At 56.3% G+C, this 21,055-nt stretch carries 18 protein-coding genes, 4 pseudogenes and 1 other annotated feature; of the genes and pseudogenes, 3 read left to right on the top strand and 19 right to left on the bottom strand.

Features of this window, described 5'->3' with window-relative positions; genetic code table 11:
- Positions 1–204: 204 nt before the first annotated feature.
- The 6 genes and pseudogenes from GFB49_RS19350 to GFB49_RS19325 all read right to left on the bottom strand — a co-directional run bounded on the left by GFB49_RS19350 (position 205) and on the right by GFB49_RS19325 (position 4,584).
- The gene (locus tag GFB49_RS19350) at positions 205–858 is read right to left on the bottom strand and encodes a haloacid dehalogenase type II (RefSeq protein WP_153217708.1); all 654 of its coding nucleotides are present in this window, start codon (positions 856–858) and stop codon (positions 205–207) included.
- The gene (locus GFB49_RS19345; RefSeq protein WP_153217706.1) at positions 855–1,265 is read right to left on the bottom strand and encodes an SRPBCC family protein; all 411 of its coding nucleotides are present in this window, start codon (positions 1,263–1,265) and stop codon (positions 855–857) included. The genes GFB49_RS19350 and GFB49_RS19345 overlap by 4 nt, the downstream gene beginning before the upstream one ends.
- Positions 1,258–1,659, bottom strand: a complete 402-nt coding sequence (locus tag GFB49_RS19340; RefSeq protein WP_153217704.1) for a DUF779 domain-containing protein — start codon at positions 1,657–1,659, stop codon at positions 1,258–1,260. The genes GFB49_RS19345 and GFB49_RS19340 overlap by 8 nt, the downstream gene beginning before the upstream one ends.
- Before the next feature lie 71 nt (positions 1,660–1,730).
- Positions 1,731–3,238: pseudogene (locus GFB49_RS19335) on the bottom strand (aldehyde dehydrogenase family protein).
- A 57-nt stretch (positions 3,239–3,295) separates the two neighbouring features.
- The gene (locus tag GFB49_RS19330) at positions 3,296–3,874 is read right to left on the bottom strand and encodes a carboxymuconolactone decarboxylase family protein (protein WP_246149815.1); all 579 of its coding nucleotides are present in this window, start codon (positions 3,872–3,874) and stop codon (positions 3,296–3,298) included.
- A 110-nt stretch (positions 3,875–3,984) separates the two neighbouring features.
- Entirely contained in the window at positions 3,985–4,584 is a 600-nt protein-coding gene (locus GFB49_RS19325; RefSeq protein ID WP_194269414.1) for a TetR/AcrR family transcriptional regulator, read from the bottom strand.
- Between the two features lie 260 nt (positions 4,585–4,844).
- Between GFB49_RS19325 and GFB49_RS21320 the strand changes: the two are divergent.
- A pseudogene (locus GFB49_RS21320) lies at positions 4,845–5,500 on the top strand (IS3 family transposase); the annotation flags it as partial.
- Positions 5,126–5,242: a sequence feature (AL1L pseudoknot), on the top strand. (Overlaps the previous pseudogene by 117 nt.)
- Before the next feature lie 70 nt (positions 5,501–5,570).
- Here GFB49_RS21320 and GFB49_RS19310 read toward each other — a convergent pair.
- The 11 genes from GFB49_RS19310 to GFB49_RS19260 form a co-directional block, all read right to left on the bottom strand.
- Positions 5,571–7,190 carry an ISL3 family transposase gene (locus tag GFB49_RS19310; protein WP_420824325.1) on the bottom strand — a complete coding sequence of 540 codons (1,620 nt, stop codon included), beginning with the start codon at positions 7,188–7,190 and terminating at the stop codon, positions 5,571–5,573.
- Positions 7,191–7,677: 487 nt separating this feature from the next.
- On the bottom strand, positions 7,678–8,772 hold the full coding sequence (locus GFB49_RS19305) for an alkene reductase (RefSeq protein ID WP_153217696.1): 1,095 nt from the start codon (positions 8,770–8,772) through the stop codon (positions 7,678–7,680).
- Positions 8,773–8,961: 189 nt separating this feature from the next.
- Positions 8,962–9,948 carry an aldo/keto reductase gene (locus tag GFB49_RS19300; RefSeq protein ID WP_153217694.1) on the bottom strand — a complete coding sequence of 329 codons (987 nt, stop codon included), beginning with the start codon at positions 9,946–9,948 and terminating at the stop codon, positions 8,962–8,964.
- 167 nt (positions 9,949–10,115) lie between these two features.
- Complete coding sequence (locus tag GFB49_RS19295; RefSeq protein ID WP_153217692.1) at positions 10,116–10,532, bottom strand: hypothetical protein; 417 nt, start codon at positions 10,530–10,532, stop codon at positions 10,116–10,118.
- Positions 10,529–11,461, bottom strand: coding sequence for a glutathione S-transferase family protein (locus GFB49_RS19290; protein ID WP_058241273.1), 933 nt, complete (start codon positions 11,459–11,461; stop codon positions 10,529–10,531). The genes GFB49_RS19295 and GFB49_RS19290 overlap by 4 nt, the downstream gene beginning before the upstream one ends.
- A 10-nt stretch (positions 11,462–11,471) precedes the next feature.
- Positions 11,472–12,149: a type 1 glutamine amidotransferase domain-containing protein gene (locus GFB49_RS19285; protein WP_153217690.1), complete on the bottom strand. Its 678-nt coding sequence runs from the start codon at positions 12,147–12,149 to the stop codon at positions 11,472–11,474.
- A 9-nt stretch (positions 12,150–12,158) separates the two neighbouring features.
- Complete coding sequence (locus GFB49_RS19280) at positions 12,159–13,196, bottom strand: NADP-dependent oxidoreductase (protein ID WP_153217688.1); 1,038 nt, start codon at positions 13,194–13,196, stop codon at positions 12,159–12,161.
- Between the two features lie 12 nt (positions 13,197–13,208).
- A complete protein-coding gene (locus GFB49_RS19275) occupies positions 13,209–14,366 on the bottom strand; it encodes an iron-containing alcohol dehydrogenase (RefSeq protein WP_153217687.1) in 1,158 nt (385 codons plus the stop codon).
- 4 nt (positions 14,367–14,370) lie between these two features.
- Entirely contained in the window at positions 14,371–14,787 is a 417-nt protein-coding gene (locus GFB49_RS19270; RefSeq protein ID WP_153217686.1) for an organic hydroperoxide resistance protein, read from the bottom strand.
- A gap of 55 nt (positions 14,788–14,842) precedes the next feature.
- The gene (locus GFB49_RS19265) at positions 14,843–15,430 is read right to left on the bottom strand and encodes a TetR/AcrR family transcriptional regulator (RefSeq protein WP_153217684.1); all 588 of its coding nucleotides are present in this window, start codon (positions 15,428–15,430) and stop codon (positions 14,843–14,845) included.
- 186 nt (positions 15,431–15,616) lie between these two features.
- Positions 15,617–15,946: an ArsR/SmtB family transcription factor gene (locus GFB49_RS19260; protein ID WP_025054148.1), complete on the bottom strand. Its 330-nt coding sequence runs from the start codon at positions 15,944–15,946 to the stop codon at positions 15,617–15,619.
- 87 nt (positions 15,947–16,033) lie between these two features.
- Here GFB49_RS19260 and GFB49_RS19255 point away from each other — a divergent pair, with 87 nt between their 5' ends.
- Positions 16,034–17,230: an MFS transporter gene (locus tag GFB49_RS19255; RefSeq protein WP_153217682.1), complete on the top strand. Its 1,197-nt coding sequence runs from the start codon at positions 16,034–16,036 to the stop codon at positions 17,228–17,230.
- A 296-nt stretch (positions 17,231–17,526) separates the two neighbouring features.
- On the opposite strand, the pseudogene GFB49_RS19250 reads toward GFB49_RS19255, so the two are convergent.
- Positions 17,527–17,817 (bottom strand): annotated as a pseudogene (locus GFB49_RS19250) (transposase); the annotation flags it as partial.
- 57 nt (positions 17,818–17,874) lie between these two features.
- Here GFB49_RS19250 and GFB49_RS19245 point away from each other — a divergent pair.
- Positions 17,875–18,042: pseudogene (locus GFB49_RS19245) on the top strand (transposase); the annotation flags it as partial.
- 60 nt (positions 18,043–18,102) lie between these two features.
- Here the strand turns inward: GFB49_RS19245 and GFB49_RS19240 are convergent.
- Entirely contained in the window at positions 18,103–21,054 is a 2,952-nt protein-coding gene (locus GFB49_RS19240; RefSeq protein WP_153217680.1) for a Tn3 family transposase, read from the bottom strand.
- Between the last annotated feature and the right edge of the window lies 1 nt (position 21,055).

Raw genomic sequence — 21,055 nt, 5'->3', positions numbered from 1 at the left:
GAGAAACTCCCCACAGATCAAAGAAGCCTCTAATTGCAGATCAAGCATCATGCCGTAAGTGTGGGAGTGGCGCACCGCTTACAGCGCTCCACTTTTGCCGTGATTTGCACAGCGCGTTCGCGATTGCGCGACGAAAGCGCTTTTGAGTCTGCGACGTAAACTTCATATTGCGAACTGGGGTGCGATGCTTGGAATTATTCTTATTTAAGTTTCTGCCAATTCTCCAAGATATTGTATAGTGTTTGCGCACATCTTCACTGATTTCGGCCAATAGGTTTGGTATCTATTCAACCATACGACATTGAAACCGAAACGTTTGGCACCGATCACGTCCCACCAATTGGACGATACGAAGGTCGTGGCAGAGCGGTCTGTGTCAGAAAATTTCAAGCCAACTTCATAAGCTCCCGGAGCTGGCTTGAATGAACTGCTCACGTCAACTGAAATCATCTCAACGCCCAAATCATTTAAAGCATTTTTCTCAGAGAGTTTTTGAAGGCTAGGACCATCCCCGTTAGAAAGCACCCCGAGCTTAGCGCCCCTTCGATCAAGCTGTTCAAGCGCTGCCTTTGCGTCGTCGTAAAGAGCCACATTTTCAAAGGCCTGCATAAAGGCGATCTCTCGTGCTTCGGAGTAGCAGTCAAAGTTTGAGAGAGCATCAACCACAGCACGCTGCGTGCAACTCGAAAAGCTTTCTTTGGCACCTTGCACATTAGCGAGCCAAGCATATTGAAGTTGAAGGCCACGCCAATGCTCAAACACCCGGCCTGCATTCCGACCAATTCCCGGCGAAATCTCAACAAACGCGGAATTGAGGTCAAAAAGCGTTCCGTATGCATCGAACAAATATGTCGTCATTTGAAATGCTCCTGGATCGACTGTAATCCATCTTCATAAATTCCAGAGATCATCTTCGTCGCCTCCTCGTCGGTCGTGGTCGACAAAAACTGTCCGGACCATTTTATGAAAACGCCGCCATCGTCTTCTGCAATCTCAAAAGTCGAGGTATAGTCATTTACCGGCATTGGTCCCCGCACAATTGTGTAGGTGTAGAGGCCTGCAACTTTGGCATTGTCCAATCTCCGTTCGAGGAGCTCCGCCCCGTCAGCAAGCAGGAGAAGTCGACTCGTGCCACGCGTGTCTTCCTGTCGCCTAACTTCGGATACAGATGGATGCCAACGCGCAATCTCAAAGAAATTGCCTGCGAAAGATCGAACTTCTTCGAGGTCCGCCGCCACTCTTCTTTCTTTTTCCACTCTAATCATTTGAGGGTCCCCCAATCTCACAAACACTCGATCGGGTTAAGAAACGAAAGCCGGTTGGTGCTTCGAGGGAAAAGCCGCTTCCCCTACCCTCGACCACATCGATGGTCAGCCGGGTGTGCTTCCAGAGCTCGAACTGTGCTGCACCGATGTAGAACGGACAGCCGCCGATATGACCCAGCAGGACGTCCTGATTACCTGTGCGAAACTCGCCTGCGGGGTAGCACATGGGGGCAGACCCATCACAACATCCACCTGATTGATGAAACATCAATTGACCATGGTCGTCAGACAACTGTTGAATGAGGCTGAGCGCTTGCGGTGTTGCCTCCACTGACAGGCTTGGAACCTGGACGGTCTCTGCAATCGGTGAAGCCTCTGTTAATTCTGGGGTCATAGCCTTCTTCCTAAACAGTGAGGTTGTGGCATGCGCCCCATGATCTTCGGAGCGCATGGTTAGCTTTTTACTTAAAAGAAACCCATTGGTTTCGGGTCATACGAGACCAGCATGTTCTTTGTTTGCTGGTAGTGGGAAAGCATCATTTTGTGCGTTTCCCGACCAATCCCGGATTGTTTGTAACCCCCGAAGGCGGCATGTGCCGGGTAAAGGTGATAGCAGTTCGTCCAAACCCGACCCGCTTCTAGCCCACGGCCCATACGGTAAGCGGTGTTTTGATCGCGGGTCCAAACGCCCGCGCCCAATCCATAGAGAGTATCATTTCCAATGCGCAGTGCGTCTTCGAGATCATCAAATGGCGTGACGGACAGAACCGGGCCAAAGATCTCCTCTTGGAAAACCCGCATGTCATTTGTGCCCTCAAGAACAGTCGACCGGACATAGAAACCACCATCCAGCTCACCGCCGAGTGAGGCTCGCTCACCACCGCAAAGCACTTTCGCGCCCTCTTGTTTCCCGATGTCAATGTACGCCAGGATCTTTTCCAACTGGTCGTTCGAAGACTGCGCGCCCATCATGGTCGCGTTGTCCAATGGGTGACCCATTGTGATTGCTTTGACCCGCTCGACCGCTTTTTCCATGAACCGATCGTAGATGGAACGATGGACCAGCGCTCTTGACGGTGCTGTGCAAACCTCACCCTGGTTCAGGGCAAACATCGCGAAACCTTCTAGACACTTGTCGAAGAAGTCATCTTCTTCGGACATCACGTCGCCAAAAAAGATGTTCGGCGACTTCCCACCTAATTCAAGAGTGACCGGTATGATGTTCTCGGACGCATATTGCATGATCAAACGGCCGGTGGTTGTTTCACCGGTAAACGCAACTTTGGAGATGCGAGAACTTGAGGCCAGTGGTTTCCCTGCCTCAATCCCAAAACCATTGATCACATTTACGACCCCTTGTGGCAGCAGATCCGCAATCAGTTCCATGACAACCATGATGGACGATGGCGTTTGCTCAGCGGGTTTGATAACCACGCAGTTGCCCGCGGCGAGGGCTGGAGCCAACTTCCATGTGCCCATGAGAATAGGAAAATTCCATGGAATTATCTGCCCAACGACCCCAAGTGGCTCGTGGAAGTGATAAGCTACCGTGTCATGGTCAAGCTCGCCTGCGGTGCCTTCTTGTGCCCGCAACACAGCAGCAAAGTATCTGAAATGGTCCACCACGAGGGGTAGATCAGCCGCAAGCGTTTCACGAACAGCTTTGCCATTTTCCAGAGTTTCGAACATCGCTAGAACTTCAAGGTTGGCTTCAATTCTATCGGCGATCTTCAAAAGAACGTTGCTGAAGTTCTGGCCCATGCATCTTTTGCTTTGTGAGCAGCATCAAGTGCCAGTTCGACGTCTTGTACCCCTGATCTGGCAACTTCGTTGAGTTTCCCGCCGGTCACGGGCGTGATATTTTCAAAGTATCGCCCCTCAACCGGGGCTATGAACTCGCCACCGATAAAGTTGTCATAGCGGGATTTGAGCGCAATCTTTGTTTCGATTGTTTTGAGCGTTTCAGGTGTCATTTTTGTCCTCCCTTTGGTCAGTAGAATTTGCCTGGCGTTCTCACCGGGCAGTACAAATCAGGCGATCTGGGATGCCTTCTCGATATTTGCGCCGTGAACATGCGCATCGAAGCTTTCGACCATTGGAAAATCGTGCTCAGGATCACCCACATGGCGAATGTATTGGAGAGTGGTATAGAAGCCGATCACACCAACCACTTCGAGGAGTGCCTTGTCGGTAAAGCCTGCCTGCTTGGCGGATTTAAAAGTGTCGTCACTTACAATTCCACGGTGGCGAACGACCTCATTCGTGAAATCAAGTAGCGCTTGTTCGGTGACGTCGGCAGCTTGTCCAGCCATGGCCGCCAGCATGTCTTCCTTGCTGACACCTGCCCCTGTGCCGACTTGCATGTGAACATTTACGCAGTAGTCACAGCGATTAAGCGCAGAGACCAGCATCGCGACCAGTTCGGTTTGCCGAGCCGTCAGCTCGATCCCTTCATTCATTGATTTGTTGAGCGCGAGGACGCCGCTCAGAACATTCGGGGCGTTCCCGGCAACTTTAAACAGATTGATGACGCCGCCAAATTGCCGCTTTGCCTCTTCATAAGCCGCCTCTGTTTGAACGTCGGTATCTTTAGGTTCGATTTGCTTCATCTTCGGCACTTTTGGTCTCCTTTGAGCGCGGTAGAAATAAGGCTGTACTGACCGATCAGTTGATCGATTTCGCTGCCAATTGATGTTGTCAAACGCATCCGGTTGTCCATTCAGATCACGTGTGTTTTTGGGGAACTTGCCAATGCACCCAGAGCAATGTCTGCCATTTGCAGAATACGCTGCGGATCATCATAAATTTTTGCGAGCAACAAGCCGGCTTGCAGCAACCCGACAACGGTGTTTGCGCCTGTCTCAGCGTCAATTTTGGGCGGATCACCAATCTCGATCAATTCTTTGACGATCGGAGAGATTTCACGCGCCCAAGCGTCTATTGCGGTAACGACCGCGGACTGTACCGACGGATCGGTGCTCGCCAGTTCAAGCCCCATGTTCCCAACCAAGCAACCTTGCGCAAAACCATGCTCGTTTCGCCAGGCGGCATTTGCTTTCATCGGAACGTCAAAGAGCTTCCGAAGCTTCTCCTCAGGCGCCACTTGCAGCTCTGCAATGCGCGAAAAAGAGGCCTTGAACTCCTCTGCGTACTGGTCAATCGCTGCAATAAGCAAGTCACTCTTCGATGGAAAAAAGTGATAGAAAGTACCTTTGTTGACTCCAGCAGTCTTGCAAATCTCTGTTGTTCCGACGGCTGCATAACCCTTGCCTAGGAAAAGTTCGGTTGCCGTTGAAATGAGGTTTTGCTTGGTGTCCATAACTACCATATGACATCAACTGACCGATCAGTCAATGGCTTAGTTGAATGGATTGTCGGAAGAGTGCTGCTTTCCTGCTTCTCGAATTGTAGCCGTTGAATAATCTGAACAGCATTGCCAACTTGTTTGCGTGTGCTTGAGAAGGGTGAGGCCAGTTCCTGTCAGACGTCATTTCGGCAACATAATCGTCCCAGAGGCCGAAAGCATTGAACCGCCCCCTGTTTGCCGGAGGCTCCAACTCATGAGTAGGATGGAGCATCATGAACAAGACAACAAACAAGTATACGCCAGAAGTCCGCGAGCGTGCGGTACGGATGGTTTTGAATGGCGAAGGGCAGCATGAAAGCCGTTGGGCTGCGATTGTGTCGATTTCCGCGAAGATCGGTTGTGCGCCGCAAACACTGAACGAATGGGTCAAAAGGGTTGAGGTTGATACCGGCCAGCGTGGCGGCATCACAACCGAGATGGCCGAGAAGATGAAGACATTGGAACGTGAGAACCGCGAGCTGAAGCAAGCCAACGAGATCCTTCGCAAGGCCTCTGCATATTTTGCTCAGGCGGAGCTCGACCGCCCGTTCAAGAAATGATCGCATTCATCGAGGATCACCGCGCTGATCATGGGGTCGAGCCGATTTGCAGGGTTCTGCCGATTGCCCCAGCGACATTCTATGACAACATGGCCAAGCGGGCCGATCCGTCGCGCCTTTCGGATCGTGCCAAGCGCGATGAGCAACTCAAGCCCGAGATTGAACGTGTTTTTGAGGAGAACCTGAAGGTCTATGGCGTGCGGAAGGTCTGGCATCAGATGCACAGGGAAGGCTTTGATATTGCGCGCTGCACAGTCGCACGTCTGATGAAAGATATTGGTATCGAAGGCGTCATTCGGGGTAAAAAGCCAAGAACGACGATCCCTGACTGTCGCGTTGCCCTTAAATCTGAAACACGACGCGTTCGGGGATATTTTTTGCCCTTAATTAGGTTCTGCCTCAATCTGTGTGGCGCAGTGGCAGCATTCGGGCTCTGAGGAGTTCTGGTCCGGCGCGACCGTACATGGCGCGCTTGAGGGTCTTCAGGCGATTGACTTGGCCCTCAGCCTGACCGTTGCTCCACGGAAGTTCGATGGCATTGCGCACGGCCTCGATGTCGCGGTGCAGCGTGCGGGCAAAGCGCATGATTGGTGGGATGCCAGTCTCAATGGCCAGGTCGATCCATGCGTCCAGCGGGGCGGACTGGTCGCCGCGCAAAATGCCCTGAAACCGCATGGCAAGGCTCCGCATCGTGGCAAAGCTTGGCGATCCGGCCTTCAATGCATCTACCTTTTGGGCCTGGTCTGCGGTCAATTTGCGTCGCGGCTTGATACAGAGCGCCGCTGCGACAACCGGCGAAATGGCGTGACCGGTTTGCGGGTCCCGCACAGGCGCCAGGGGCAGCGGCGTGTCGGTCGGGCCTGCTAGAACGGTTTGTTCATCCCTTCGCCATCCGGCCAGCAGACGTTGCAAATGAGACAAGCTGCCCTCATAGCCATGGCGTTGAATTTCGACCAATAATTCCTGGCCGGACCGGATACCCTGTTTCCAGAGATCGGCCAGTATGCTCTCAAAATACCACGGCGACGTGGGCTTCAATGCAGCTCGGCGGCGGTCTGGTGGCGAGTCGGAGCTCAACCACTTCGCCACACTACGACGCGGGAAGCCGGTCCGACGTCCAATTTCGCTACAAGACAGCCCTTGATCACGAAGTGCATGGATGTTTCGGAAAATTTCCTCACGTGATTTCCGATGAGCAAGACGCGATCGCAGTAGATGATTGGCCGTGCTGATGTTTTCGGCATCTGACAATAGCGCCCGCCCGGTGGCGCGGCCATGCATATTCATCTGCTCTTCAATGGCCTGGCGCAGGTTCTGGACGAGATGGAAACGGTCTGCGACCTGCAGGGCTTGCGGTGCACCCTGACGTGCGGCCTTCGCATATCCGCCACAACGATCCCGACTGATGACTTCAATCTCAGGGTGCTGCCGCAGCCAGCTCGCACAGCTTTCAACGCTCCGATCCGGAAGAATATCAATTACGGTCTGCCGCTCGAGATCGACGATGATGGTTCCGTAAGTCTGCGACTTGCGCCAGCTCCAATCGTCGATGCCAATGACCGTTGGCGGCGGGGCGACGCTTTCCGCACACTTCTTGAGGTGTCGCAGCACCGTGTCATTGCTGACACCGACGCCTAAACGGCGCAAGAGCCGCTCGGCAGGCCGTCCACCCGTGGCGTGCCCCAGATGAACTACAATGTCATCAGCACGCGAAGTTCGACGTGCAAATGGACGCGCAATTGACGAGGTGTAGTCCGAAAAAGTCCGCCGCGGGCACGTGGAAGCGCGACATCGCCACCTGCAGACCCAGAGTGCGATTGTTACCTTGTCGCCAAGTGCAGGTAAATCCTGTAGCCGCCTTTGCCGCCACCCGTGACGACGCCGAGAATGCAAACCACAATCTGGGCAGATGCCTCTCGGTGCCAAAACACCGGATACAAGCCACCCGCCGGAATCACGTCGCTTAACGCCTTGAACCGAAACGTCGCTCCCGGGCGACCAGTGCTTTTTTGAAATCACGACTATCCCTCCCGAATGTTCCAAGCTCAGGATAGTTGCGCCACACAAATTGAGGCAGAACCCAATTAAGGGCTACGCGACACTTGGTCAACAATACAGATCGAAATTTCTTTAAGAGACACGTCAAGTCCGGCATAATTTTTCATGGTCGTTCTCCTCACGGCTTGTTTTCCCATGAGGCCAGTATACCGGACCTCGTTCGCCACTGGAGGGCGACCGCCGCAATCACACCATGTCGCTAAACACGTATCTTAGATCAAAGCCACGAGTTCAGGCAGGCGGTGCCAATGGCACGGTTACTTTTCAATCGCTTGATGAACTTCCGCGCCGGTTGCATCTGGAAAAGTTTCCAGAAGAGTACCAGTGTATGGATTTCGTGTTTCATAGGCCATGGTAGAACCCTTTTTGTAAGATCTTCTCACGGGAGGCAGAGGTTTCAGGACCGGCCATTGTCCAGTCCTGGATTGGTAAGTGTACGTCCCTGCGATCACTCATGTGGGAGAACAGGGTAATCGATGTATCCCTCGGCCCCGCCGCCATATGCGGTCGCGCCGTCAAGTGCGTTGAGGGGTGCGTTCTGCTGTAGCCGGGCCACCAAGTCCGGGTTGGCAATATAGGGACGACCAAAGGCGATTAGATCGGCGGCGTCACTGCGGCGCGCCGCAATTGCAAGGTCTCTGTCATAGCCATTGTTGGCGATGTAGATCCCGTTGAAACGCTGCCGCAAGATATTCAGATCAAATCCACCCTCGACGGCTCGTGCTCCGCCCGTCACACCTTCCACAACGTGGAGATAAGCCAGATCAATATCATTCAACTGATCGACAAGTGCGGTGAACACGGGTGCAGGATTGCTGTCCGTAAGGCCATTGGCAGTGCTGATTGGGGATATCCGAAGACCTGTGCGGCCATCATCGCAGATGGCCGCGACAGCTTTCGTGACCTCAAGTGTCAGCCGAATGCGGTTCTCGACCGACCCACCATAGGCATCGGTACGCTGGTTGGCCCCGTCACGCATGAACTGATCGAGTAAGTATCCGTTCGCGGCGTGAATCTCGACGCCATCAAACCCTGCGGCAAGAGCGTTGTGCGTCGCTTGCGCGTAATCTGCGACAATCCCCGGCAACTCCTCCAGGGCCAGCGCCCGCGGTGTGAGTGCTGGTTTCTTTCCATCCGGAGTGAACGCATCCACTTCAGGGCGAACAGCGGAGGGAGCGACAGGCAATATCCCACCGGCCTGCACATCCGGGTGGGACACCCTGCCGACATGCCACAGCTGAGCAAAGATGCGGCCACCCTTGTCATGGACACCGGCCGTGACGGGGCACCAGCTTTCGATTTGCTCGTCGGTCCAGATCCCGGGAGTAAAGGCGTACCCTGTGGCCTGCGGCGAAATGTTCACGCCTTCACTGATGATCAGGCCTGCCGATGCGCGTTGGGCGTAATATTCCTGCATCATTGGGGTGGCGATGGTTTCGGGGGACCGCGCGCGGGTTAGGGGGGCCATTACGATGCGGTTTGACAGCGTATAAGGTCCGACAACGACGGGGGAAAAGAGGTCAGTTTCAGGGATGGTTGACATAGTAGCTCCTCGTCTCCTGGCTGGCAGGAGAGTGAATTTGGGACAAAGGGGTGGGCCGGTTGCTTTGGGCGTGTCAGATGTGGCCAACGCCTGATCCGGTCGTTTTGGGGGCGAATTTGTGGCGGCGGGGCAGGGCTTAGGTTAAAGGCGCTGCGCCGCCGATCGAGCTTGCAATGCAGGGTTTCCGATCTACAGATTGGTCATCTGCATCCCTTGTTCCGTGTAACGGTCGCCAGCGGCAGCGCCGCGTGGGAACAAGGTGTCGAGGCGGGTGAGAATGTCCTCGTTTAGTGTGACATCGGCGGCCCCAATATTGTCTTCAAGATACGTGCGTCGTTTGGTGCCCGGGATCGGAATAATATGATCGCCTTGGGCCAAGACCCATGCGAGCGCCAGTTGCGCAGGCGAGCATCCGGCGCTATCGGCGATGGCACGGTATTGCTCCAGCAAGTTCAGATTCTGATCCAGATTTCCATCGGCAAAGCGCGGCTGGGTGTGCCGGAAATCATCATCAGCCAGGTCGCTTAGTGTGGTGACCTTGCCGGTCAGAAAGCCGCGCCCAAGCGGGCTGTAGGGTACAAAAGCCGTACCCAATTCGGCGCACGTGGCCAGCATCTCTGCCTCTGGGTCTCGCGACCACAGCGAATACTCTGTCTGAACCGCCGCAACCGGGTGCACCGCATTTGCCCGACGCAAAGTTTGTGCGGAGATTTCGCTTAACCCGATCCCCCTGATCTTACCTTCTTTGATAAGATCGGCCATCGCTCCGACCGTGTCCTCGATCGGGGTCACCCCATCAAGGCGATGCGCGTAATAGAGGTCGATCTGATCAATCCCCAGACGTTTCAGCGACGCCTCGACCGCCTGTTTCATGTAGGCCGGGCTGCTGTCGATGTGTCGTACGGCCGGATCGTCGGATCGGATGATTGCGAACTTGGTCGCCAGCGTGACGTTGTCCCGGTTTTGCCGGACGAAATCCGACAACAAGGTTTCATTCGCGCCGATACCGTAGGTATCGGCGGTATCGTAGAACGTGACACCCAATTCAAGCGCACGGTCCAGCGTTTCATAGGATTGATCGCGGTTGGTCGGGCCGTAGAATTCGGACATGCCCATGCAGCCAAGCCCAATGGCTGATACGGATCCCAGTCCGCCACCCAGATTACGCGTTTTCATGTGTTTTCTCCTTGAATTAGGGTTGTGTGCAACGAGGATCAGCGGCCTGAAAAGCAGCAATCTCTTCGTCGTCGATAGACAGTGGCTCGCAGCCGTGCTCTTTCTCGCAAACGAAATCGTACTCAAAACCAGCAGCGTGGCAGCTCAGGCACTCACGCCCCTCAAAGTTAACAGCGTGATCGATCGCCCCGGCTGGTAATCGTCGTGCTCTCCGCCGTCACGTCGAGGGCAAGAAATTCCCAGCCATTGCTGTCCGGGTAGTCTGCGCTCGAGTGTTTGATCATCGCTTCAAACGGGACAAGCTGCATCACCGTGCCGACCGGGTATTCGATATCAGGCACGCGGTCGGTAAAAATACGGATGGCTTCCTTGAGCTTTTCCGGGTCGGAATGGAACAGGAAGGTGTTGCGCACTTTGGGGAAATCATAAATGCAGCCAAACATCTCCGAGGTGGCCTCAATCTCATTATTGGCTTGGGCTGAGATTTCGGCCTGGATTGGGAGAGCAATGAATGATGCGGCAAGCAAGGCCGCAGCGGTCACCAGTATGGCGTTAAATCGACCACACAGACTTAGTATTTTCATGTGTCTTTCCCTTGGATTAGAGTTGTACGAAGCGGATAGCCGTGTCGCGGGAAATGCACGGCAACCGTTCCCACCTGTGGCGTGTCCCGATGCAGAATGATGCGGGTGTCGTCGATATGGGCCAGCGTACCGTCGATGACTTCCGTGCCAAATTCATCGACCAGAACCTGTACCGGCGCGCCTATCGCGGGATGTGCAGCTCCCGTTTCTGGAAGGGGGGCGGGGGGCGCCGAAAGCGCGATGTTGATCGCTTCAGCAGGCGCCAATTCGGTTCGTGTGCCGTGACCGAACTCCGCAATGCGCGCCATCCATGCCGACAATGCCGGGAACAGCGATAGACCGCTGCCGCTGGCGGCTGTGTCAGCTTTGGCAAAAAACCAAACCACATGATAGAGTGCCAGATCAGTCAGCGCGGGCGTGTCCCCGGCAAAGAAATCGGCACCGCCCAGCAGGTTCTCAAGCCAACCAAGCCCTGTTGTAATTTGGCCGCGATGATAGCCGACATCCACTTTCAGGCCGTCCAGATCAATCTTGTGATCCCAAAACGCCTCGCGGTCATGGATCAGGGCTGGGGGAACGGCATCAGCGCACAGACCCATGCTGTAACGAACCACTTGCCAGAACAAAATGCGGTCCGCCCAATTGTCGAGCAACGGGGTTGCTGTGCCCACAGTGTTCGGGGCAAGGGCGCGCGCCGGAAACCGCTGGTCAAGCTCGGCGGCGATCAGGGCGGAATCACAGTAGATATCCGCCCCGATCTGAAGCACTGGGGCCCGCCTGTAGCCACCCGTCAAGGCCAGCAGATCAGCCTTTGGCGCAATAGGAGGCACGATGACCGATGACCATGACAGCCCCTTGAAGCCCATCAAAGTTCTGATTTTTTCGGAATAGGGAGAGGCTTCATAGTGGTGCAGGATCAGGTCGACCATCGTTTTTCTCCTACTTCAGCAGCCCGAGGATATCTTGCGCGGCGGCGGCGGATGAGGCGGGGTTCTGGCCGGTGACCAGTTTTCCGTCACGCAGCACGAAACTGGCCCAATCCGCCCCTTTTTCATACTGGCCACCATTGGCCTTCAGCATGTCTTCCACCAAGAACGGCACAACATCGGTAAGGCCGACGGCCTCTTCTTCGGTGTTGGTAAAACCCGTCACCCGGCGACCAAACACCAGCGGTTTGCCGTCCGCACCTTGGGTGTGGCGGAACACGGCTGGGGCGTGGCAAACTGCGCCGACAGGCAAATCGGCGGCGGCGAAGGCCTCGATCAGGCGTTTGCTGTCCGCGCTTTCGGCCAGATCCCACAAAGGGCCGTGGCCGCCCGGATAGAAGATGGCGTCGAACCCGTCTTCGGTTACATCCGAAAGCTTCAGCGTCGTCGCAAGATGCTTTTGCGTCTCTGGATCGTCTTTGAACCGACGGGTGTCGTCGGTCTGTGCGTCAGCGCTGTCGCTGGACGGATCAATCGGCGGCTGTCCCCCTTTGGGCGAGGCCAGTATAATATCTGCTCCGGCGTCCTTGAAGACGTAATAGGGGGCCGCAAACTCCTCCAGCCAGAAGCCAGTTTTCTTGCCTGTGTCCCCGAGTGTGTCGTGGGATGTCAGTACCATCAGAATTTTCATGTTATTTTCCTATTTTTTCTGGCCGACGCGGATCACGCGCTTGCCAAAGTTTTCGCCATTCAGCAGGCCAATGAAGGCTTCGAGCGCATTTTCCAAACCGTCGATGATCTCTTCGCGGTACTTGATTTGGCCGCTTTCGATCCACGCCCCCATGTCTTTGGCAAAATCCGGGTAGAGGTGGCCGAAGTCGTCAAAGATGATGAAGCCCTGCACCTTGATCTTCTTGCGCAGGATTTGACCCATAAGCCAATTCATCCGGTCCGGTCCTTTGGGCAAGTCAGTCGCATTATACTGAGAGATCAATCCGCAGACCGGCACCCGTGAGTTTGGATTCAACAGCGGGATGACCCCGTCGAGGACCTTGCCGCCGACATTTTCGAAATAGACATCAATGCCATCGGGACAGGCCTTTGCAAGCTGTTCGGCAAAGTCATCTGCCTTGTGATCGATACAGGCGTCAAAACCCAACTCATTGACCGCATGGGCGCATTTTTCTGGCCCGCCCGCGATGCCGACCACGCGGCCGCCAAGGATCTTGCCGATCTGGCCCACAGTGGCCCCGACAGGGCCGGTTGCGGCCGCCACGGCGATGGTTTCGCCCGGCTTTGGCGCGCCAATTTGCGTCAGACCCGCCCAAGCGGTAAATCCGGGCATACCCATGATACCGAGCGCCCAAGACGGGTGTGCAGGCGAGGTGCCCAGATTCGTGATCCGCGTGCCATCCGACAGCGCGTAATCCTGCCAGCCATTGAAGCTGAGCACCCAGTCGCCCGGCGCAAAGCCATCAACCTTTGAGGTGACGACCTGAGCCACTGTGCCGCCCTCCATCACGCCATCAATTTCCACCGGCGCGGCGTAAGATGGTGCATCGCTCATGCGCCCCCGCATATAAGGGTCCAGCGACAGATATTCGGTGCGCAGAAGCATCTGCCCAGCACCAGGGGAGGGGACGTCCCCTTCGACCAAGCGAAGCGTGTCCTTGGTCGGTTCGCCTTTGGGGCGTTCCGCCAGCACAAGCTGGCGGTTTACTGTTTCGGTCTGTGTCATGGTCATCATCTCCTAGAAGGCTGTTTCAAGAATGCGGCGGGCATCCTCGGGGGTGATGGCATTTTGTTCGCCAAGGGCGGTCATGCCGTGATCCTTCAAGGCGGCGACGATGCGATCAATTTCAGGTGCAGCAATTGCGTAATCGCCGAGTCGGGTTTTGATACCCATCTGTTCAAAGAACCTGCGTGTTGCCTCGATCACGGCATCAATCCGCGCATCATCAGATCCCTCGCGGATGTCCCAAACATTGGCAGCATATTGCAGCAGTTTCTCGCGTTTGGGGCCACGTTGGTCGTTCATCAGTGACGGCAACACGACAGCCAGTGTGCGGGCGTGGTCGGTGTCATTGAGCGCGGTAATCTCATGTCCGATCATATGGCTTGCCCAGTCCTGCGGGACACCTGCGCCGATCAGGCCATTCAGGGCCAGCGTTGCAGTCCACATCAGGTTGGCGCGAACGTCATAGTCCTCCGGCGTCTCAAGGGCTTTGGGCCCAAGCTCGATCAGGGTGCGTAGCAGGGTTTCGGCAAAACCGTCCTGAACGCGCGCGGCGGATGGATAGGTCAGATATTGTTCGATGATGTGAACAAACGCGTCGGCTACGCCGTTCGCGATTTGACGGGGCGGCAGCGTGTAAGTGACCTCGGGGTCCAGCACCGAGAACACCGGGTAGCAATGCGGGCTACCAAACGGAAGCTTAGCGCCCTTCTCGGGATTGGTGATCACAGCGCCAGAGTTCATCTCCGAACCGGTGGCGGGCAAGGTCAACACGGTGCCAAAGGGCAGCGCTTGCGTGATGACCGACCCGCGAGATGTCAGGATGTCCCAGGCGTCGCCATCATATTTGGCCGCCGCCGCGATAAATTTGGTGGCGTCAATAACGGAACCACCGCCGACAGCCAACAGGAAGGTGATCCCTTCTTGGCCAATCACGTCGACAGCCTTCAGCGCAGTGGCAAAGCGCGGATTGGGCTCAATACCGCCAAATTCGACCAAGGTCCGGCCCGCAAGTGCCGCACGCACCTGACCAAGGACGCCTGTTTTCTCCGCGCTGCCTCCACCATAAAGGATCAGCACCTTTGCGTCAGCCGGAACCTGATCCTTCAGGTCCGCGATACGACCCTTTCCAAACAGGATATGTGTCGGATTGCGAAAGTCAAAATTGTTCATGGGCTCAGTTTCCTTCAGTTTCAATGTGCAGGCGCACGTCAACGTTTCCGCGTGTGGCGTTGGAGTATGGGCAGACCTGGTGCGTCGCTTCGACAAGTCTTTCAGCATCCTCGCGGGTCATGCCCGGCAGATGTGCGGTAATGTCGAGATCAAGTCCGTATCCGCCCTCGGGGCGTTGGCCGATGCCCACCTCAACCGACGTTGATGCCACTTTGGCATCCAGTTTGAGTTGTTTTGCGGTCATTTCCATCGCGCTATCAAAACAGGCCGCATAGCCAAGCGCGAACAACTGCTCGGGGTTCACCCCCGCCTCGCCACTGTCCGGGCGAACCATCTGGACTGAAAAGCTGCCATCGTTGAGGGCGGCGGTTCCCGAGCGGCCCCCTGTTGCCGTTGCGGTGGTTTTGTAGAAGATTTTCATGAGCTTCCTTTCGCGATTAGACTGGTCGTCTATAGATGTGTCAAAATTTTTGGGGTTATGTTCCTGGAACCAGCACCTTTGTGGCATTCATAGCGGAATTGAGCGGGGCTTCACTGTGCGAGAGGCTCGCGACGAGGCTGGCTCCAAGCCACATGTGGTAGATCATTTCTGCCGTGGAGCGGGGGTCTTCAAGCGCGGCGATCGTGCCATCGTTCGTTCCCTGTTCAAGGGTCTCCGTCAGGCGCGCGACGATTTCGGACACACTTTTCTGCAAGATATTGCTCATGTTCTCCGAGAGGTCAGCAACCTCTGCGGACAGTTTGACGACCAAGCACCGGTCTTCGAGGTTGGGGCTGATCTGTTTTTTCCGCCACTCTTCGAAATAGGTCAGAAACCGAGACCGTGCATCCATGTCCGGATGCGCAAGCGACGCGTTCAGGCGTGTGCCATACTCCGTCATAAAATCATTCAGCAGCGCACAGCCATAAGCTTCCTTGGAGGCGAAATAGTGATAGAACGACCCCTTCGGAACGCCGGCCTCTTTCAAGAGCGCACTCAGGCCGACACCTGTGTAGCCCTGCTTGGCTGTCAGGCGGCGTCCTGTGGTCAATATCTGTGAGCGGGTGTCGTTTTTCTGTTCCATGATCCCAGATATAGTCTCATTAGACCGGTCGTCTATGGGTGGCGTAGCTTTTTCTAATCACAGGGCTGTGAGCGGCGCTGTGAAACGGAGCGGGAAAGGCGCTAGCCAGCATGCACACCAGTTAGCAGCTTTGACATCCAGCCCAGAAAAACAAGCAATGCATACGCAAATCGATGCGGCACGCCCTTAGTTTGCGTTCAGCACTGCTTCCAGCAAACCAGGAAAGCGACGGTCAAGCGCATCTCTTCGCAGTGAAAGCAGGCGACCCCGCCCCTTGGGGATATTCCGGATCACACCTGCTTCGCGCAACACTTTGAACAGGTGCGACTTGGTGGATTTCGCCACTTCCGGATCCATTAAATTGCAGTTTGCCATTTCGACCGGGCCGTCGCGGAGCTGACGCACGATGTCCAACCGGCCCGGATCGCTGAGTGCGAACAAGACTTGCGTCAGTTGCAGCTCCTGTTCCTGCGGGTGCGCAAGATCGGGGCTGACAGTGTCGGGTAAGATACTCATGGTTCGAATATACTTGAACCTTCCGCAGGAAGAAACTAGAGAAAGGTTCGATAAACTTCGAACCCTTATGAAGGACTGCATTCCAAAATGACTACGATTGTGATGTCACCCAAGGCTAGAGAGCGCGCTGGTTTCGCAATCGTGCTTACTGGAAGCGCTCTGATGATGGCGAGCGCGAGCGCGCCGTCCCCCTTTTATCCGCTACTGCAGCAGCAACTTGGTTTTTCGTCTTTGGTCGTGTCGGAGATATTCGCAATTTACGCAATTGCCCTTCTTGCGACACTGTTAGTGGCCGGATCAATCTCGGATCATGTCGGGCGGCGCCCTATTCTGTCGATAGGGTTCGTGCTACTCGCTGTTTCCGCCGCCGGATTCGAGCTGTCAGGTTCTGTGCCTGCGTTGTTGTTGGCTCGTGTAGTACAGGGCGTAGCATGCGGCCTTCTTTTGTCTACGCTGTCGGCTGCGATTACGGATCTTGAACCCCCTGAATTCAAGGGCATCGCGGCGATCTGTAATTCCGTCATCCCCCTCGTCGGGCTGGCCCTGGGGGCCTTGGTATCCGGCTTCGCGATGGAGCACCTTACCGAGCCAAAATTTGATATATTCACTGGGATTGCAATGGCCAGCCTGGTGTTGGCGCTGGCCACATGGGGCTTGCCCGAAACATCGCCACGGCATGAAGGCTTGTTGCAGGCGCTGAAGCCTCGCGTTGGCCTCCCGATCGAAGTCAGGGGCACGTTCTGGCGTGGCGCTCCGGCGCTATTCGCGGGCTGGGCCACAGGGGGGCTGTATCTGTCGCTTGGCGCACTCATCATCTCACAGGTTTTTGGTATTCAAAATGTGATTGTCCAGGGCTTCGTGGTCGCATTGCTGGCCGGGGTTGGTGCGCTGGCTTGTTTCATTGCGCGCAACTACTCTGCTCGTGAGGTCACGTTGTTTGGCACCGCAGCGCTATCAATGGGAACCTTTGCCACTTTGTTTGGCATTCATTACGAAAACTTAGTGCTCTACCTTATTGCGCTCGCCGTTGTGGGGACGGGCTTCGGCACCTGCTTTTATGGTTTCATCCGCTCGATAATTCCACTGGTGCCTGAGGATGTCAGAGGAGAAACTTTCGCCGCGCTATTCTGTATCAGCTACTTGGCATTCGGTTTGCCAGTCGTAATTGCCGGACTTTTGGTGCTGGTGTTCGGGCTCAAAGTCGTTGTGATCTGTTATGGCAGCTTGATCGCCTCACTGGCCGCTCTCGCAGGACTGATGCGCAAATTCAGTCGGACCGACTAAGGACCCAACCTAGACTCAACACATTGGCCGGGATTGCCATTTGTGGACAGCCCCTGTTTTGCAAGAGTTTTCTTTTGTGTTCGTGATCTTTTTGCGTAGCGGTCATTTGTCCGGCCTGTTTTCGCGGCCCTTATGCCGCTGGCCCTGATGAAGTCCGCGAACCGGCTCCTTATCAACTTATCGGGCTATGTTGCCCTGGCAATCCCACGGGGTGTTCCGGTTGCGGCGGCAAAGATCATCATCACTGCGATTGCCCTTGCATCTCGTATGGGGCGTTTTTCATGCGCCCCAAAAACTCAAGCCGGCTTGTAAACCCCCTGTTTGGACATGACAGCCCAGACGATCCGTACGGTTTTGTTGGCCAGGGCCACGCTGACGAGGCGCGACGGCTTTTTCTCCAGCAGGCGCCGCACCCAGTTTGCGGTGTGCGTTTGCGCGTTCCTGATCCGTCGGAGTACGGCCGTGGCCCCGACAACGAGAAGTTTGCGCAGATAGCCATCGCCCATCTTCGTGATCCGCCCCAACCTGCCCTTTCCGCCGGAAGAATTCTGTCGCGGCACCAATCCGAGCCAGGCCGCGAATGGACGTGTCACGGTTTGATGCCGCTCCTTTGATAGCCTTTACTGGAACAAAGGAGACTGACTATGGGACTGAAACGGACGGACGAATTTCGCCAAGATGCAGTGCGTATTGCGCTGACCAGCGGGTTGACGCGCAAGCAGGTGGCTGATGATCTGGGCGTTGGCATGTCGACGCTGAACAAATGGATCACAGCACACCGAGACACGAAGGTGGTTTCACAAGAGGATTTAGGCCCTATCGGAAGGTTTCTTCGTAGAACCACGCTAAGGTGGAACATTGTGTGAACATACTCACGTTCCCCAATCTCTAGATGGCCTGATGTTCAGTGGTCGCGCGATTTTGCGGTCTGCGGCTCCAGAATGCCAATCGAAGTCGCCGGACAGGATAACGTGCTCCCACCCGAGGGGCGATGTGTGAGCAAGCAGCTTGACGTCGTAGAGCGGACTGGTCTGCGCGAGGTGGCCGGCGGCCTTGTCCATGTAGATCGTATTCCAAAACGTGATGGCGGCGATGACGCGGTTGAGCGCCATGGCCCGCTTCTGTTGGGCGACATCAGAGCGATCATGAATGCGCCCTTGTGAGTGGGCAAAGACGGCCCGCGCCAGCGAATGTCGCGATTCACCCTTGTTGAGTCCTGCGTGGCATTCCATGCGCAGGGCGGCGTTTTCGATCCAGTCGAGCATGAAGAGCGTGCGCTCGATCCGGCCGATTTCACCCAAAGCCAGGTAGAGCCGGTTTTGCTGGCGGTACGCTCCAAGCTTGCGCAGGATTTCAGACGGTTTGAGAGACTTGTCGCGGATACTGGCCGCGAGCCGCATGATGTCACCCCAATGCTGCCGGATCACCTCTTCGTTGATTGGTTTCCCGATGAGGGGTGACAGAGTGGCCCACGCCTTCGCGCTCCCGAAGCATGCCAATCGCCGGTCGGCAAAGTCGCGCAAACGCGGGGCAAAGGTCATCCCCAAGAGATGGAACAGGGCGAAGACGTGATCCGACACGCCGCCTGTATCTGTGTAATGCACGAGCGGGTCGAAGCTGGCCGGGTTAGTCAAGAGACCATCAAGCACGAAAGGAGCTTCGCCTGCCGTCGCCCCGATGACGCTGGAATGGAACGAGCCGTATTGGCCTGACAGGAAGGAGTAGATTTTCAGGCCCGGATCAGGCCCGTACTTCGCGTTGATGAGCCCGCTGCCGCGATTGGCGGCAAAGAACTGGCCGTCCGATGAGCTGTGCTCCGCCGCGCCCCAGTGCTGCGCAAAGGGCAAACTATGATGGGCGTCGACGATACGACCCAAGGCATCCGCGAATGTTTCCGGCCGAAGGTACCATGTCTGCGCCCAGGTCAGCTGCGCGTGGCTGACACGCGATGAGGCATGGGCCATCCGCTCCAGTCCGAGATTGGTGGCCCCGGCCAGGATCGTGGCCAGAACGGCGGCTGGCTCATCGTGCTGCTTGCCAGACCGCAGATCGGTGAAGGCATCAAGGAACCCGGTCCGCGCGTTCACCTCCCAGAGCAACTCCGTGATGCGGATGCGGGGCATCACGGCATCAATCGCCCGTTCCAGGCGTACGGCGGCGGGCGGTGTGATCGCGTCATGTGGCGTAATCTTCAACCGCCCACGTTCAATGCGGACACCAGAAAGTGCATTGCGCTTCAGGGCGCGCGCAACCTGGTCAAAGCGTTTCGCCATCGTTGCCCGCCGGTCAGATAGCCATGCGTCCGGATCGGTTTCGAAGCCCGCATCCCGCATGATGGTTTCGGCTTTGTCCCGTGGCTTCAGGTAGCTGTCGAACCGGCGATATTCACGGCTGCCGTCGACCCAGACATCTCCGGCGCGAAGGCGCTCGCGCAAGGTAGACACAACGGCGGTCTCGTACACACGCCGTTGTGGCTTACCGTCCTGGACGATCAGCGACGGCCAATGCTTGGCAGCGAAGGGCATGGGCGGATCATCGGGCAACTTGCGTTTACCGGTGCGGTTCTGGTCGCGCAGCAAGGCGATTGCGTCCTTGAGGTCATCCCCTGCATCGGTGGCGTTGAACTCGAAAGCCTCAAGGAAGGTAGGAGCAAACTTGCGCATATAGGCATAGCGCTCAGCCGCCAGAGCGAGTGGATCACTGGTTGCCAACTCCCCGAAGTCGGCGATTTCGTCACGCTTGCCCAGAAGAGTCTCCCACCCGACATCCGCATCCAACGCAGCAAAGGGATCTTGGCCCAGATCTTGTGCGCGGGCCATGGCATCAATGGACGCGCCGAAGAGCTGCATCAGTTTGCCAACCCGGGTCTTGCCCATGCGCCAGACCTCCTCCTGGCGATTGCGGGAGCGTGAGAAGAGCTGGCCGGTCAGACGCTCGAACATGGCGATGGTCGCGTCGGTGATCGTGATGGATAAATCCGCCATCTGCGCCGCGAGCGTTGCGATCCGTCGCCGTTCGCCAAAATCGTTCAGCAAGCTCACAGGGGCCACCGCGCCCTCGCGCGCGAACTTGAGCAACCGGTCAGGGTGGAGGCCGTGCCCAAGGTTTGGCGGCAAATCCAACGATCGCAGATAGTTCAAGCGATCCAGAAGCGCGGTCATGCTGGCCGGACTGGTCGAATGCGGATAGCCACGCAACCACGTGAGACGCGTTTGCCCAAGAGACGGATCGTTCACCAAGAGAGCCTGCAACTGGTCACGTTGCTCCAGTGACAGAACATCGAACAACGCAGCGGCAGCCTCACGCCGGGCGCGAGCCCGCCCCTTCAGGGCAAGGCGCTCAAGCGTATCCACGCTCGGTAGCACCAGATGTTGCTTGCGCAGCTCCGCAACCAGCGTCTCAACAATCTTCATGCCATGATCCGTCGCAAAAGCCGCCGTCGTGGCGATATCCTCCGCCTGCTGCACATGTTCAGGTCCGAAAGGGGCCAATCCCAAATGGCGCATCGCAAGGGCATGGTGCTCATGACGCGTATTTCGCCTGGCGGCGTAGTCGTCGAGAGTACACCCGCTGATCTGAAGTTGTTCTGCAAGCCACGCGATCAGTTCGGCGGGCGGCATCGTGTCTTGGCCCCACCCAAGGCCGGGATAACGCAGCAAAGAAATATGTACTGCAAGACCAAGATGGTTTTCGGCGCGGCGACGGGTTCGGATCAGATCAACGTCATCCCCGCTTAGCAGATAGCGACGGACCAAGGCTTCGTAATCTGTAGGCACCCCGAAGAGGTCCGCACGCGCGCGGGATGAAAGTAGTCGACGGGCCATC

This window comes from Tritonibacter litoralis, assembly GCF_009496005.1.
Taxonomy (GTDB): domain Bacteria; phylum Pseudomonadota; class Alphaproteobacteria; order Rhodobacterales; family Rhodobacteraceae; genus Epibacterium; species Epibacterium litoralis.
Note: the sequence above shows the minus strand (reverse complement) of the source record. Positions and strands in the feature narration are given on the sequence as shown.

Coding starts and splice junctions, on each gene's coding strand:
- GFB49_RS19350 (WP_153217708.1), bottom strand. CDS start 858: ATGACGACATATTTGTTCGATGCATACGGAACGCTTTTTGACCTCAAT.
- GFB49_RS19345 (WP_153217706.1), bottom strand. CDS start 1,265: ATGATTAGAGTGGAAAAAGAAAGAAGAGTGGCGGCGGACCTCGAAGAA.
- GFB49_RS19340 (WP_153217704.1), bottom strand. CDS start 1,659: ATGACCCCAGAATTAACAGAGGCTTCACCGATTGCAGAGACCGTCCAG.
- GFB49_RS19330 (WP_246149815.1), bottom strand. CDS start 3,874: ATGAAGCAAATCGAACCTAAAGATACCGACGTTCAAACAGAGGCGGCT.
- GFB49_RS19325 (WP_194269414.1), bottom strand. CDS start 4,584: ATGGACACCAAGCAAAACCTCATTTCAACGGCAACCGAACTTTTCCTA.
- GFB49_RS19305 (WP_153217696.1), bottom strand. CDS start 8,772: ATGTCAACCATCCCTGAAACTGACCTCTTTTCCCCCGTCGTTGTCGGA.
- GFB49_RS19300 (WP_153217694.1), bottom strand. CDS start 9,948: ATGAAAACGCGTAATCTGGGTGGCGGACTGGGATCCGTATCAGCCATT.
- GFB49_RS19295 (WP_153217692.1), bottom strand. CDS start 10,532: ATGAAAATACTAAGTCTGTGTGGTCGATTTAACGCCATACTGGTGACC.
- GFB49_RS19290 (WP_058241273.1), bottom strand. CDS start 11,461: ATGGTCGACCTGATCCTGCACCACTATGAAGCCTCTCCCTATTCCGAA.
- GFB49_RS19285 (WP_153217690.1), bottom strand. CDS start 12,149: ATGAAAATTCTGATGGTACTGACATCCCACGACACACTCGGGGACACA.
- GFB49_RS19280 (WP_153217688.1), bottom strand. CDS start 13,196: ATGACACAGACCGAAACAGTAAACCGCCAGCTTGTGCTGGCGGAACGC.
- GFB49_RS19275 (WP_153217687.1), bottom strand. CDS start 14,366: ATGAACAATTTTGACTTTCGCAATCCGACACATATCCTGTTTGGAAAG.
- GFB49_RS19270 (WP_153217686.1), bottom strand. CDS start 14,787: ATGAAAATCTTCTACAAAACCACCGCAACGGCAACAGGGGGCCGCTCG.
- GFB49_RS19265 (WP_153217684.1), bottom strand. CDS start 15,430: ATGGAACAGAAAAACGACACCCGCTCACAGATATTGACCACAGGACGC.
- GFB49_RS19260 (WP_025054148.1), bottom strand. CDS start 15,946: ATGAGTATCTTACCCGACACTGTCAGCCCCGATCTTGCGCACCCGCAG.
- GFB49_RS19255 (WP_153217682.1), top strand. CDS start 16,034: ATGACTACGATTGTGATGTCACCCAAGGCTAGAGAGCGCGCTGGTTTC.
- GFB49_RS19240 (WP_153217680.1), bottom strand. CDS start 21,054: ATGGCCCGTCGACTACTTTCATCCCGCGCGCGTGCGGACCTCTTCGGG.